The 12,955-nt window shown below is 60.6% G+C and carries 12 protein-coding genes; 3 read left to right on the top strand and 9 right to left on the bottom strand.

The features are described 5' to 3' along the window. Positions 1–247: 247 nt before the first annotated feature. Both KYK83_RS15720 and KYK83_RS15715 read left to right on the top strand, forming a co-directional pair. Positions 248–2,605: a heavy metal translocating P-type ATPase gene (locus tag KYK83_RS15720; RefSeq protein ID WP_054523305.1), complete on the top strand. Its 2,358-nt coding sequence runs from the start codon at positions 248–250 to the stop codon at positions 2,603–2,605. 29 nt (positions 2,606–2,634) lie between these two features. Beyond that, the gene (locus tag KYK83_RS15715; RefSeq protein ID WP_224801916.1) at positions 2,635–3,126 is read left to right on the top strand and encodes a hypothetical protein; all 492 of its coding nucleotides are present in this window, start codon (positions 2,635–2,637) and stop codon (positions 3,124–3,126) included. 17 nt (positions 3,127–3,143) lie between these two features. On the opposite strand, the gene KYK83_RS15710 is transcribed toward KYK83_RS15715, so the two are convergent. Continuing rightward, complete coding sequence (locus KYK83_RS15710) at positions 3,144–5,096, bottom strand: cytochrome c/FTR1 family iron permease (protein WP_156843022.1); 1,953 nt, start codon at positions 5,094–5,096, stop codon at positions 3,144–3,146. A gap of 96 nt (positions 5,097–5,192) precedes the next feature. Next, the gene (locus KYK83_RS15705; protein WP_222828943.1) at positions 5,193–5,810 is read right to left on the bottom strand and encodes a cation efflux transmembrane domain-containing protein; all 618 of its coding nucleotides are present in this window, start codon (positions 5,808–5,810) and stop codon (positions 5,193–5,195) included. A gap of 75 nt (positions 5,811–5,885) precedes the next feature. Here KYK83_RS15705 and KYK83_RS15700 point away from each other — a divergent pair, with 75 nt between their 5' ends. After that, positions 5,886–6,284, top strand: coding sequence for a MerR family transcriptional regulator (locus tag KYK83_RS15700; RefSeq protein ID WP_060703638.1), 399 nt, complete (start codon positions 5,886–5,888; stop codon positions 6,282–6,284). A gap of 137 nt (positions 6,285–6,421) precedes the next feature. Here KYK83_RS15700 and KYK83_RS15695 read toward each other — a convergent pair whose 3' ends face one another. The 7 genes from KYK83_RS15695 to KYK83_RS15665 all read right to left on the bottom strand — a co-directional run. Beyond that, positions 6,422–7,816: an aldehyde dehydrogenase family protein gene (locus KYK83_RS15695; protein WP_156843021.1), complete on the bottom strand. Its 1,395-nt coding sequence runs from the start codon at positions 7,814–7,816 to the stop codon at positions 6,422–6,424. Continuing rightward, entirely contained in the window at positions 7,813–9,453 is a 1,641-nt protein-coding gene (locus KYK83_RS15690; RefSeq protein WP_156843020.1) for an acetolactate synthase large subunit, read from the bottom strand. Before KYK83_RS15690 ends, KYK83_RS15695 begins: the two co-directional genes overlap by 4 nt. A gap of 92 nt (positions 9,454–9,545) precedes the next feature. Beyond that, a complete protein-coding gene (locus KYK83_RS15685) occupies positions 9,546–10,505 on the bottom strand; it encodes a cation diffusion facilitator family transporter (protein WP_050775921.1) in 960 nt (319 codons plus the stop codon). Beyond that, positions 10,505–11,293, bottom strand: a complete 789-nt coding sequence (locus KYK83_RS15680; protein ID WP_222828942.1) for a hypothetical protein — start codon at positions 11,291–11,293, stop codon at positions 10,505–10,507. Before KYK83_RS15680 ends, KYK83_RS15685 begins: the two co-directional genes overlap by 1 nt. Positions 11,294–11,370: 77 nt before the next feature. Next, positions 11,371–12,000: a cation efflux transmembrane domain-containing protein gene (locus tag KYK83_RS15675; RefSeq protein ID WP_054522854.1), complete on the bottom strand. Its 630-nt coding sequence runs from the start codon at positions 11,998–12,000 to the stop codon at positions 11,371–11,373. Continuing rightward, positions 11,997–12,368, bottom strand: coding sequence for an STAS/SEC14 domain-containing protein (locus KYK83_RS15670; protein ID WP_222828941.1), 372 nt, complete (start codon positions 12,366–12,368; stop codon positions 11,997–11,999). The genes KYK83_RS15675 and KYK83_RS15670 overlap by 4 nt, the downstream gene beginning before the upstream one ends. 22 nt (positions 12,369–12,390) lie before the next feature. Continuing rightward, the coding region (locus KYK83_RS15665; protein WP_222828940.1) for an efflux RND transporter permease subunit at positions 12,391–12,955 on the bottom strand (565 nt) is incomplete at its 5' end.

The raw sequence follows: 12,955 nt of genomic DNA, 5'->3' as shown, positions 1-12,955 counted from the left end.
GATGACGATGACCTGCGATGGAATGATGCAGAACCCCATGATGATGCTGGCCATGGGTGCGGTCTGGATTGGATTGCTGGGCTTAATAATACTCGGGATCTTCGCACTCATAAAATATCTCAAGTCATGAGCTGTCCTCGTGGCGTCTGCAGACAAAAATCTGGCGGGATCAGCTATTCGGCCATTGTGGAACGCCTGGTGCTTCGACAGAGTATTCGAACGACGCGCTCTTAATAGGGAATGACAGATGACCGACACTCTTTCCGACACGGCTGACAAGCCGGTCCCCAGCGGAACTGCCGTCGATCCGGTCTGCGGCATGAGCGTAGAAATCGAGGGCGCCAGCTTCGTCCACGAGCACAAAGGCTCACATCATTATTTCTGCTCCTCGCGCTGCCTTGACAAATTTCGGGCCGATCCTGAGCTCTACCTTTCGAAGGCGCACCTCGATGCTGTCGAGGATGTCCCGGAAGGTACGATATACACCTGTCCGATGCATCCGGAGATCCGGCAGCCGGGGCCGGGCTCCTGCCCGATATGCGGGATGGCCCTCGAACCCGAAACGGTCACCTTGAACGAGGGTCCCGATCCCGAACTGGTCGACATGCGGCGAAGGTTCTGGTGGAGCGCGCTCTTCACCCTGCCGCTCTTCGCTTATGCGATGGGCGACATGATCCCGTCGCGACCGTTCGATCAGATCATCGAACCCGCTTTCGCGCAGTGGCTGCAGCTTCTGCTGGCCACTCCGGTGGTGCTTTGGGGCGGCTGGCCCTTCTTCACCCGCGCGCTGCAATCAGTCCGAACCATGAACCTCAACATGTTCACCCTGATCGGCTTCGGCGTTGCCATCGCTTATCTGTTCAGCCTTGTGGCAACCCTCGCCCCGGACATCTTTCCCGAGGCTTTCCGCGATCATGCGGGCCGGGTCGGCGTCTATTACGAGGCAGCAGCGGTTATCACGACCCTCGTGCTGCTCGGGCAGGTGCTCGAACTCAAGGCGCGCGGATCCACATCGAGCGCCTTGCGGGCGCTTCTCGAGCTCGCGCCCCCGACCGCGATGAAGATTTTCGGTCGCGGGGACGAGCGCGAAGTTCCGCTTGATGAATTGACGTCTGGGGACCTTCTGCGCGTGCGTCCGGGCGACAAGGTCCCCGTCGATGGCACGCTCGAGGATGGAAGCAGTGCCATCGACGAATCCATGATCAGTGGCGAGCCCATTCCCGTCAAGAAAAGCGCGGGCGATCAGGTAATCGGGGGCACTGTCAACCAGACCGGCAGCTTCACCATGCGCGCGACGCAGGTCGGCGCGGACACCATGCTCTCGAAGATCGTGCAGATGGTGGCGGAGGCGCAGCGCAGCCGGGCACCGATCCAGCGGCTCGCCGACCAAGTCACCGGATGGTTCGTGCCCATCGTCGTCCTTGTCGCTATCGTGAGTTTTGTCGTCTGGGCCATCTGGGGACCGGCACCGGCCCTTGCCTACGCGCTCGTCAACGCGGTCGCCGTTCTGATCATCGCCTGTCCCTGCGCGCTCGGACTGGCGACGCCAATGTCGATCATGACCGGCACCGGCAAGGGAGCCCAGCACGGCATCCTGATCAAGAACGCCGAAGCGCTCGAAACGCTGGAAAAGATCGATACGCTGGTTGTCGACAAGACCGGCACACTGACCCGGGGCAAGCCCGATCTTGTCGACGTAAAACCGCAGTCAGATTTCGACGAGCAGGAATTGCTGAGCCTTGTCGCTGCCGTTGAGAGAGGAAGCGAGCATCCGCTCGCCCACGCGATCGTGGAAGGGGCTCAAAACAGGGGCGCTGCCATTCTCGACGCTTCCGATATCGAATCCGTGACCGGCGAAGGTATCCAGGCAAATGTCGACAAGCGCCTGGTCGCGATCGGGAATGAAAAGATGATGGAGCGTATAGGGGCGCTCGAAGAAGGCTGGCGGTCAACGGCGGACGAAGGCCGAAGCCTCGGACAGACGGTGATGTTCGTGGCCGTGGACGGGGCACCGGCAGGCCTTATCGCGGTCGCCGATCCGATCAAGGCAACCAGCCGCACCGCTATTGCCGCGTTGCATGAGCGCGGCATCAAGATCGTGATGCTTACCGGCGACAGCGAAGCCACCGCGCGTGCGGTAGCAAGCCAGGTCGGTATCGACGAAGTCGAAGCGAACGTCTCGCCCGAGGACAAACATCGCAAGATCGAGCAGTTGAAGAGCGAGGGTCGCCGGGTCGCTATGGCCGGCGACGGCATAAACGACGCACCCGCGCTTGCCGCTTCGCATGTCGGCATCGCGATGGGAACGGGTACCGATGTCGCGATCGAAAGCGCGGGCGTGACATTGGTGCGCGGCGACCTCGTCGGCGTTGTTCAGGCGCTCGTCCTGTCTCGGGCCACTATGCGCAACATCAGGCAGAACCTGTTCTTTGCCTTTGCGTATAATGCGCTCGGCATACCGGTCGCAGCAGGTGTCCTCTATCCATGGACCGGGTTGCTTTTGAACCCGATGATCGCGGCCGCAGCGATGAGCCTGTCTTCGGTATCGGTGATCGGCAACGCCCTGCGCCTGCGCGGCCTCGCTCTTCCCAAATTCGATACCTGAGCGATGGGGACGGGACGGAGATCGCAGGAGTGACGAATCAGACGATGCAGGATCAGGACCAAATCTCTGAGGAATCGCGCGAATGGCGCGGTGCTCATCCAGCCCTCTGGATCGCGATATTCGGAATTCTCATCGCTTTCGCCTGGGAGATGCTCCAGCTTCCTTTCTACCAGTCGGGAGGTCTGTCGCCTGCCGAGGCAGCACGTCGCTGCGGCCTGGCCTCGTTCGGCGATGCCGGGATCATGGTGGCCGCTTATCTCGGTGCCTCTGTCGGCAGTGGTAAAACGCCGTGGCTCGTAGACTGGCCGATCTCGCGTTTTGTCGTGTTCCTGGGAATCGGCCTGGCCATTACTGCCATGGTCGAAGTGCTGGCTGTCGGTGCCGACTGGGGGTGGTCCTATAGTGCAATCATGCCGCTTGTGCCCGGGACCAAAATCGGCCTGGTACCGATCGTGATGTGGGTCGCGGTTCCCACGGCCACCTTGTGGCTCGCGCGCCGTCTCGGCACCGGACCCCGCTGATCGCAAACCGGGATCTCCTATCCCTCGACAGCTGCCGGCTGCGGTCCCGATGGTGATCGACTTACCCGAAATCCGGCAATCAGGGCCAGCAGCGTGAGCAATTGCGCGCCGATCGTCTCGACAGTCGGGAAGAAGCCGAGTTCGGCGAGGCGCGGCAAGCCGGCAATGAAAGTGGCGGAAAGAACTCCGGCCTCCTGGAAAGCGCCCACGCCCTTGCCCGCGAGAATGACCGCAAGGATCGCAATCAGGATAGCACTGTAGCGGAAGAACTGGGTGATCGGCAGTTTGCGGCTGTAGCGCAGCATGGCCCATGCAATGAGCGCCAGCAGCGCTACTGCGGACAAGGCACCTGCCAGTATGATGCCGCTGCTCTGCGGGTTCCACAGGGCAGCGTAGAACAGGATAGTCTCGAACGCTTCCCGGTAGACGACCACGAATGCAAGACCAAAGAGAAACCATGCCGATCCGCGCGAAAGCGCCTTGCCCATTTTTTCCTGGATATAGCGCCGCCATTCCTCGGCCTGGGATTTGCCATGCATCCAGATCCCGACCGATACGAGAATGACAGCCGCAAGCAGCGCGCCGATCCCTTCGGTCATCTCGCGGCTCGCCCCGCTGATGCTTACGAAGTAGGTTGCTACGACCCAGGTGGCGACACCTGCGAAAAGAGCAGCGATCCACCCACCATGGATATAGGGCAATACCTCGGAGCGCTGCGACTTTTTCACAAAGGCGATCATGGCGATCACAACCAGAATTGCTTCGATCCCCTCGCGCAGGAGAATGGTGAACGCCCCGAGAAAGGTCGAGATTTCGCTGGCCGCCTCAGGAGCCAACGCTTCCTCGGCTCTTGCCAGCAGACTATCGATGCGAGCCCTTAGTTGCTGTAGTTCGGATGGATTCGCACCGGACTCTATTCCGGCCCGGAATTGCCCGAGCGCCTGTTCTACCTCCCGCATCAAACCGCCATCGCGCGTTGCCAGGAGGGCCTCCAGGGGTTCAAACCCGTCGAGATAGGCAGACAGGGCAAGCTGCCGCGCTTCCTCTCGGTTGCCAGCCCGATAAGCTGACAGGCTGCGATCGAGCGTATCGCGAACGAAGGCGAGCGAACCTGCGTCATTTGCCTGTCCCACCGCATCGGGATTGGCGCGAAGATAGGCCATGACGGCGAGCGCACGGTCCTCGCCGATCTGCTCGGCCAGACTTTCCGGTGTGAGCGCGGCGAGCGTCTCGAGATCGGGGACAAGCTGGCGTATGCCATCATCTTCCCGCCAAATACGCTCGCCCTTGGCCACATCTTCAAAAGCAATGCTGCCGGCATGGAATGCAAGCGCCCAGCGATCCTCGTCGGACAGCGATGCGAAGCTGGCCATGGACGTTCCTTCCAGCCCTTGCGTGATGACCTGGTAAAGCCCGAACGCACTGCGCTGCCGCGCCCGGTCGATATCGGTGAAGTCGATCGGCGGGGGATCAAGTGCCTGCATTGCGGCCGGTGGCGCACTTCCGGCGGCGCCGTGACACGAGGCGCAGTTCTGCGCGAAGAGAGTGCGGGCGCGGTCAAGGTCGGGCGCTTGCGAAGGGGCAAGCGGAACCGGGTAGGCTGTCAGCAACGAGGCTGCCAGCGCGCGCGCTAAGCGCCCAACTCGCTCGGCGGGTTCCTTATTGGCGATCAGAGCTCGCAGCTGGTCCGATCGGCGGATGAGTGCTTGATTGTCTTTAGTATCCGGCAATGCAGCGATCTGCCGCGCCACGACATCGGAAAACTCCACCATTTCGCGATATTCGAATTCGTCGGCAACACGTCCCTCGGAAACGGCGGAGGCGTAGTCGACCGCGATATAATCGAGCAGACGCCAGGTGGTTCGCACGTCGGGTTCTTCCGCGTTCGCGGTGACGGACAGACACAGCGCAAGCGCCAGCAGAATGAGCCGCAGTGCCGGATGGACGGTGGCGGAGACGATGCGATGCATGAGGGGTCTCTATATCTGTTGCAATTAATCCGCAATAGCAGGGTGTAGACGGAAATGTATTTCCTCCAACCCCCGATCGCGGGGATATTCTGGAGTTTAGGTAGAGCGCAGTTCGCCACGGGCCTGTTTGGAGACTTCGGCACTTCCCCACACCGCCAGTCCTGCCATGATGCTCGCCACAACCAGATCGGGCCACGCACGGCCGGTGCCGAAAACGCCAATCGCTGCCGCCAGCACGGCGATATTACCGATCGCGTCGTTGCGCGAACAGATCCACACCGAGCGCATGTTCGCATCGCCCGAGCGATACCGGAACAGCATCGCGGCGACGGCGAGATTTACCGCCAGAGCAAGAGAACCGATGGCGCCCATCGTTCCCGGGTCGGGCGACGCCCCGACAAAGAAACCCCAGATGGCCGAGCCGAGCACCCACAGGCCGAAAGCCAGCATGGTCGCCGCCTTTACGAGAGCCGCACGCGCGCGCCAGACGAGCGCCATCCGCGCTACACCGAGACTGATAGCATAGTTTGCCGCATCACCGAGAAAGTCGAGCGCGTCGGCCTGCAAGGCGCGCGAATCCGCAGCAATGCCTGCCACGATCTCCACGCCGAACATGATTGCATTAAGGCCCAGTGCGATCCACAGAATGCGCCGCCATGTCGGATCGTTGTTGTTTGCACCGGCCTCATCGGGGCCGCAGCAGGTCTTTCCCATTTACTCGACTCCTTGCGTCGATCCGCCCTATGCACCTTGTAGTAACTACAAGGTCAAGCGGCAGGAGCCTTTGTCATGAGAATTGGTCAACTTGCCCGGATAACCGGCGTCAAATCCGAAACAATCCGCTTCTACGAGCGTGAGGGTATCCTCGCTGCCCCTCCACGCACGCGGGCCAATTATCGCGATTATGGACCAGCAGAGGAAGCGCGCCTTAACTTCATACGGCGCGCGCGTGATCTCGGCTTCTCCATGGCACGCATCAGGGAATTGCTCGATCTCTCCGATGATGCCGACCGGTCCTGCGCGGGCATCGACGCTCTGGCCAGAAGCCATCTCGGCGAGGTCGAGCGCAAGATCGCGAGCCTGGAGGCGTTGCGGACGGAACTTGGGCGTATGATCGCTGCCTGCGAGCAAGACACTGTAGGCGATTGCCGCATCATCGATGCACTTGCGGGTACCGCCGAGCCTTGATGTCCGCGCCTCGTGCGCCAGTTCGGTCAGGCTCGCCAATGCACGGCTTTTGTCGGCCGCCCATAAGAGACTTAACTTCGGGAAAGGCCGACGAGTGCGAAGCTGCCCGTGTCGCCATCCCGGGTCTGTCGAACGGGCTATGATGCCGCCGCAGGCCAGTTCCAGACGGCCATTTTTTCAATGCTCATATCCGCCATAGTGTAGGGGATCCCGCCGACGCCCAGCCCGGAGCGGCGCAGCCCTGCAAAAGGCATCCAGTCCACGCGGAATGCCGTATGGTCGTTCACCATCACAGCCGATCCCGCCAGAGACTGTATGCAATGATTGGCGATTGACAGCCGATCGCTGAATACAGCGGCCTGAAAGGCGTAAGGCAGGGCATTGGCCTGCTCGATAGCCAGGTCGATATCGTCATAGCCATACACGCAGATCACGGGGCCGAAGATTTCTTCCCGGGATATCTTGGCACTTTCGGGAGGATCGACAATGACGGTCGGGGAGAAAAGAGTGTCACTCAGACGGCTTCCCCCGCACACCAGGGTGCCTCCTGCTGCGATGGCTTCATCGACCCAGCGTTCGACGCGGTCAACTTCCTCCGTTCGGATCAGGGGTCCGCATTGGGTCTCAGCATCGGCGGGATCGCCCACTACCAGCTTTTCGGCAGCTCGCCTTAGGTCATGAGCGAAGTCTTTCAATTCTGCAGCAGGGACGTACACGCGCTGCACGGAAACGCAGACCTGACCCGAATGATAGAACCCGCCTTTGAGCAACGAGGCGATCACTGCTGCGCGCTCCACGCCGCTGTCCACGATTACCGGCGCCGCGCCGCCGTGCTCGAGAGCAATGCGGGTTCCCGGCGCCAGCTTCGAGCGAAGCATCCAGCCGATCTTCGCAGAACCGATGAATGAGAAGAACTCCGTGCGCGGATCGGTTACCATTCTTTCGGCAATATCGTTGCCGCAAGGTGCGAACCGGCACCAGGCCTCGGGCAGGCCGGCTTCATGAAGAATGCTCACGAAGCTCTGGCATGACAGAGGCGTTTCCAGCGCAGGCTTGATGAGAACGGGGCACCCGGCTGCTACCGCCGGTCCAACCTGATGGACGATCAAATTGAGGGGGTGATTGAATGCCGAGATCGCCACGACAGGACCGATCGGTTCGCGGAATGTATATGCCGTCCTTCCCGCACCCGCTTCTGTCAGGTCCATGGGGATCTTGTGACCGCCGCCATCGCTGAGCGCCTGAACGCACAAGTCGACGCTGTTGATTGCGCGACTGGCTTCCACGCGCGCATCGACCAGGGGTTTGCCGCCCTCCCTGACGATCTGGAGAGCCAGATCCTCGGCTCGTTCGCGCATGATATCCGCAGCCCGCCGGAGGATGGCGATACGCTCGTGCACGGCAAGCCAGCCATGGCGGTCGCGGTGGAGCAACTGCGCTTCATTCAGCCATTCATCGATTTGAGCCCAGTCGACAAGCGCTACTTCTGCAATCGGCGAGCGGTCGAAGGGATTGTGAACGATCGTTTTCATAGCTCGCACACCTTTGCGCCGAGTTCGTCGATCAGCACCTTCTTGTTTTCGGAATAATCGACGGGCAGGTCGACAAGGTGCACGCCGCCAGCCTCGAATGCGGCGTTCAGGACCGAAACCAGATCCGCGCTTCGCTCGACACGGTGGCCGGTCGCTCCATAGCTTTGTGCGTAGGTGACAAAGTCGGGATTGGAAAAGGTCAGGCCGTAGTCCGGAAAGCCAAGCTGGTCCTGCTTCCAGCGGATCATCCCGTATGCTGCATCATTCAGAACGAGAACGACAAGGTTCAGTCCAAGCCTGACGGCCGTTTCCAGTTCCTGCGAGTTCATCATGAACCCGCCATCGCCGCATACCGCGAGCACTCTGCGCCCCGGCGCCAGCATCGCAGCCATCATGGCCGATGGAAGGCCCGCGCCCATCGTCGCCAATGCATTGTCGAGCAGGATGGTGCCAGGCTCGTGGGCGATGTAGTTTCTGGCGAACCAGATCTTGTAGATGCCGTTGTCGAGCGCAACGATATCATCGCGCGCCATTACGCTGCGTACGTCGGCAACCACGCGCTGGGGGACCATCGGAAAACGTTCGTCGTCGCTGGTCTCGGAGATGTGCGAAGCAATCTCGTGATGCAGGGCGGTATAATAGCTGCGGTCGCACTGCAGCTTGCCATCGAGGCGGCTTCCCAGCCGCTCGACCGATCCGGCGATGTCGCCGATGACTTCGAGCTGCGGGAAGTAGACCTGATCGACTTCAGCCGCCTTGTAATTGATATGGATGACGGTCTGACCGTCCGGCTCCATGAAGAAGGGCGGCTTCTCCACCACGTCGTGACCGATATTGACGATCAGATCGGCCTTCTCGATCGCGCAGTGAACATAATCGCCCGACGATAGCGCCGCAGTGCCCAGATAGAGTTCGCTATCTTCATCGACCACGCCCTTGCCCATCTGGGTGTCGAAGAAGGGAAAGCCGGTATCAGACACGAATTTGCGCAACGCTTTCGAAGCGCGGCGGCGGTTCGCTCCAGCTCCGATCAATAGCAAGGGCCGTTCCGCAGCAAGAATACGCCGGGCCGCTTCGTCGAGCGCAGCATCTCCGGCGACCGCATAACGCCTGTCATGCGGCGGTATGACCGGTTCGATCGTTTCCTCTTCAGCGATATCTTCGGGCAGTTCCAGGAGGACGGCTCCGGGTCTTTCTTCCTGCGCCAGACGGAACCCTTCGCGAACGAGCGAGGGAATGCGATTGCCGTTCACGATCTGGGTCGAAGCCTTGCAGAGCGGCGTAAACAGGGAAACGACGTCGACAATCTGGAACTGGGCCTGTTTCGAGGTCTTGATCGGTTTCTGCCCGGTAATAATGACGAGCGGAAAGGCCCCGAGCGCGGCATAGGCCGCCGGTGTGGTCAGGTTCGTGGCACCAGGCCCGAGCGTTGCCAGGCACACACCTGCCTTGCCGGTCAGGCGGCCATAGGTCGCCGCCATGAAGCCAGCGCCCTGTTCGTGACGGGCCAGAACCAGCGTGATGGCGGAAGTTCGCAGCGATTCCAGGAGATCCAGGTTCTCTTCGCCTGGAACGGCGAAAACATATTCGACGCCCTCGGCCTCGAGCGCGGCGACCATAAGATCGGAAGCTTTCATTCGTTGGTCCTCATTTTACGGGTTGCAGGGCGGTTCATGTCGTGCGCTGCCAAGCAGCTTACCCACAGCGACCGACCCGATCGCCGCGCTTGTCAATGGTCGCGGTCATGGTCGTGATGATGGTTCTTCTCGACCTGATGGTCCGGGATCATGTCGGGATCACAGTCTGCAGCGAGACAGGCTTCGAACGTTGCATGGGCGATGGCGTGCTGCGTCTCGAGCATACCGCGAGCCCGCGCCTTCACATCCTCGAAAGCCTGCAACGAAGATTCGGCAGGAACGATATGCGCCTCAAGCGCGCGATAATGCTCACTGATGCTCCAGACATGGACGTGATGGACGTCGGCCACGCCTTCTGTGTCACGCAGGTCGCTCACAATGCGATCGAACTCGCTTTCGTCCGGCACCGCACCCATCAAGAGCCGCACCGTGCGAGGCAACAAAGTGACGCCCTGCCAGATCACATAGGCAGCAATGACCACAGTGATGATCAGATCGGCAATATAAAGTTCGTATCGCAGAATGAGTACGCCAGCCACGATCACACCGACCGACGCCAGCGCATCGGACACATTGTGCAGAAAGGCGGCTTTCATGTTGAGGGAGTTCTTCGAGCTGGCGTAAACCATCACCGCCGTAACCACGTCGATCACCAGCGCTATCCCGGCGACCCAGATTACGGTCCACCCCTCAACGGGTTGAGGGTCTGCGAAACGGTTGATCGCCTCGACGAGCAGATAGAAACCGATGATAAGCAAAGTCGTCAGATTGATGAGCGCCGCCACGACTTCCGCACGAGCATAGCCGAAGGTCATAAGCTTGTCGGCTGGCCGGCGCCCGATCCGCCTCGCAAACAGAGCCAGTCCAAGCGATGCCGCGTCGCTGAAATTGTGCAGCGCATCGGCGATCAGTGCGAGCGAACCCGACAATATCCCCCCGATGATCTGGGCGACAGTCAGCAGGACGTTGAGGGCGACGGCCAATACAAGGCGGCCGTCGCTCATGCTTTCTTCGCCGTGACTGTGCCCGGCATGACCGCCCGATTGTGCCACTACCTGCCTCCTTTTTCTGTTCTCTTGGTCGTCGTAACGGACTGCGCGGGGGAATGCTGGAACGTGCTGTTCGAGACATCGAGTTCGCGCGACAGTTCTCCAAGCGCCGAGATCGCGAGGCCGAGCAGCGCGAACCCTCCGACGAATGCCAGGAGCGTAATATGATTGGCGGCGACCGATCCGGTTCCCATGCGAAGCAGCGCGCGCGCCGATGCAACTATAAGAAAGCCCGGGATAATAGCCGCTAGCCAACCTCGCCCGTTGTCGGTGAATCCGTGCAGCGCCCAAAAGGTCAAGAGAGCGATCCCGATGAAAAACAGGGAAAAGAGGACAAGTAGCGCAAGCTGGTCCATCCTGCTCACTTGGGCGGATCGGTATTCATCGATCGCCTGGCGTCCTATTTCCAGGTTCGCAAAAACAAGCGCTGCAGACACCGCCATTGCTGTCGTCGCGGATGCAGCAGCGGCAGCACCCAAGATAACGCTGTAAGGCAGGATATCGGACGCCATCGACACCGAGATGCGACGTACCAGGGTTGGCCTATCGGAGCATCGCTCAGGTCCGTCATCATCCGGTCTGAGTTTTGCGTATCGACCAAGCTCGTTGAAAATCAGAAGCAGCAGGCCGCCCGCCAGCATCAAACCAGTGAGTGTCCAGCGGGTGAGAGGAGATTGTCCCAGCGGAAGAGTTAGCAAGACGGCAAGGGCGGCAAAAGCACCCGAAACGCCGCCCGGCAGGAGCGGATGCAGGAAGCTCCAACTGCCTTTTGCCAATTTGCCGCCAATCATGACCCCGATGCCTGATAGCATCGCTAGGACAAGGACCCGCGAAAGGTCCTGCGCGGCAAACAAGGTATCGATTAGCGTCAATTCCTCTTCTCGCCGTGGACGGTTCCCGCCTCGTCGTGCACATCCATATGCGTATCGCGCAGGATCTGCACTCCGCCGTAAAGCGCTATGCAGGCGACCGCTATTCCGACCACTAGGTCGGGCCAGTTGGCACCGGTAATCAGCACAACGATGCCGGCGATGATGATCCCGCCATTGGAGATGAAGTCGTTGAAGCTGAAGGTTGTCGCCGCCCGCATATTGACGTCCTTGTTCTCCACCTTCTGCAACAGGCGCAGGCAATAGAGATTCACCAGTCCCGCGACGAACGCCATCGCCATCATCAGCATGCCGCCCGGATCGGAACCTTCCACGAACCGTCGGTAAGCATCGAAAATGACCCCAGCGGAGAAGACCAGCAGCATGATGCCGGAGAAACGCGCGGCCCCGCGTTTCCAGGTCCGCGAGCGGGTTAGCGCAAGCAGGCTGAGCGCATAAACGATTGCATCCGATGAATTATCGAGGCCGTTTGCCAACAGCGCGTTGGAATCGGCAAAATATCCGACCGCGAAGAAGCCGATCGCGATGGCGACGTTAAGCCACAGGACAACCCACAGGGTCTTGCGCTTTTCGGGCGACCCGGCATCGACCTCATGTCCGCCACTCATGCTGCGTCCTCCCCGGTTTGTACCCAGCTTTCCGCATGACTACGCTGTGATGGCCGGAAAAACTTCATTTCGGCGCGGAAGAGTGAGGATGACAATTTCCAGCCCCGCTCTTCCCATTTGCTGTCGCCGATCATGGCGATCCGGCCGAAACAATCCTTATGCCGGATGTCGAACTTGAGATCGCGCCAGAGACCTCCGAAGTCCCAACCCGAAAAGTCAGGCGCGAGCTCGATCACCATCGGGACGGTACCGGCCTCGCGCTCTGCGATATGTTCGAATTGGGGAACAAAGCGGTCATAGGCTTCATCCCCCAGCCTGCCTCCGGCGCGTATCCAGAGCAGTCCGTTCTCTTCCTTCAGTGCCAGCACCGTTTTTTCCTTTCCCGATCGGTCATGCGATGTCCTTCAGCTCGCGCTGCTCATCGCTTGTCACGTTGCGCCGCAGCCGATCCCACCAGCGCTGTCGCCAGGTCCGGTCATCTTCTCTGGTACTGAAAACCAGCTTCAAGATTGCGGGCAAGACGAAGAGGGTCAGAGCGGTAGCGGTGATCAACCCTCCGATGACCACTGTCGCCAAAGGACGCTGCACTTCCGCGCCGGTCCCCGTCGCAATCGCCATCGGCACGAAGCCGAGCGATGCAACGAGCGCGGTCATGAGAACCGGCCTCAGGCGCGCCAGGCCACCGGCCACGATGGCGTCATCGAGCGCCATGCCCTTGTCGAGCCGCTGACGGATCGCAGTCACCATCACGAGCCCGTTCAAGGTCGCTACGCCCGACAGGGCGATAAAGCCTACCGCCGCAGAAACCGAGAATGGCATCCCGCGCAGGGCCAAGGAGAATATTCCGCCTGCCAGGGCCAGCGGGATCGCGCTGAATACGGCGAGCGCCGGCACCCAGCCCCCGACCGCCATGTAGAGCAACAGGAGAATGACCGCGAACGCGATGGGAATGACG

The organism is Qipengyuania pacifica (assembly GCF_019857205.1).
GTDB classification, from domain to species: Bacteria; Pseudomonadota; Alphaproteobacteria; order Sphingomonadales; family Sphingomonadaceae; genus Qipengyuania; species Qipengyuania pacifica.
This window is presented reverse-complemented; position numbering and strand designations above follow the sequence as displayed.

Bases quoted from the DNA above. Each gene is read 5' to 3' on its own strand.
- KYK83_RS15720 (WP_054523305.1), top strand. From the start codon at position 248: ATGACCGACACTCTTTCCGACACGGCTGACAAGCCGGTCCCCAGCGGA.
- KYK83_RS15710 (WP_156843022.1), bottom strand. From the start codon at position 5,096: ATGCATCGCATCGTCTCCGCCACCGTCCATCCGGCACTGCGGCTCATT.
- KYK83_RS15705 (WP_222828943.1), bottom strand. From the start codon at position 5,810: ATGGGAAAGACCTGCTGCGGCCCCGATGAGGCCGGTGCAAACAACAAC.
- KYK83_RS15700 (WP_060703638.1), top strand. From the start codon at position 5,886: ATGAGAATTGGTCAACTTGCCCGGATAACCGGCGTCAAATCCGAAACA.
- KYK83_RS15695 (WP_156843021.1), bottom strand. From the start codon at position 7,816: ATGAAAACGATCGTTCACAATCCCTTCGACCGCTCGCCGATTGCAGAA.
- KYK83_RS15690 (WP_156843020.1), bottom strand. From the start codon at position 9,453: ATGAAAGCTTCCGATCTTATGGTCGCCGCGCTCGAGGCCGAGGGCGTC.
- KYK83_RS15680 (WP_222828942.1), bottom strand. From the start codon at position 11,293: ATGATTGGCGGCAAATTGGCAAAAGGCAGTTGGAGCTTCCTGCATCCG.
- KYK83_RS15675 (WP_054522854.1), bottom strand. From the start codon at position 12,000: ATGAGTGGCGGACATGAGGTCGATGCCGGGTCGCCCGAAAAGCGCAAG.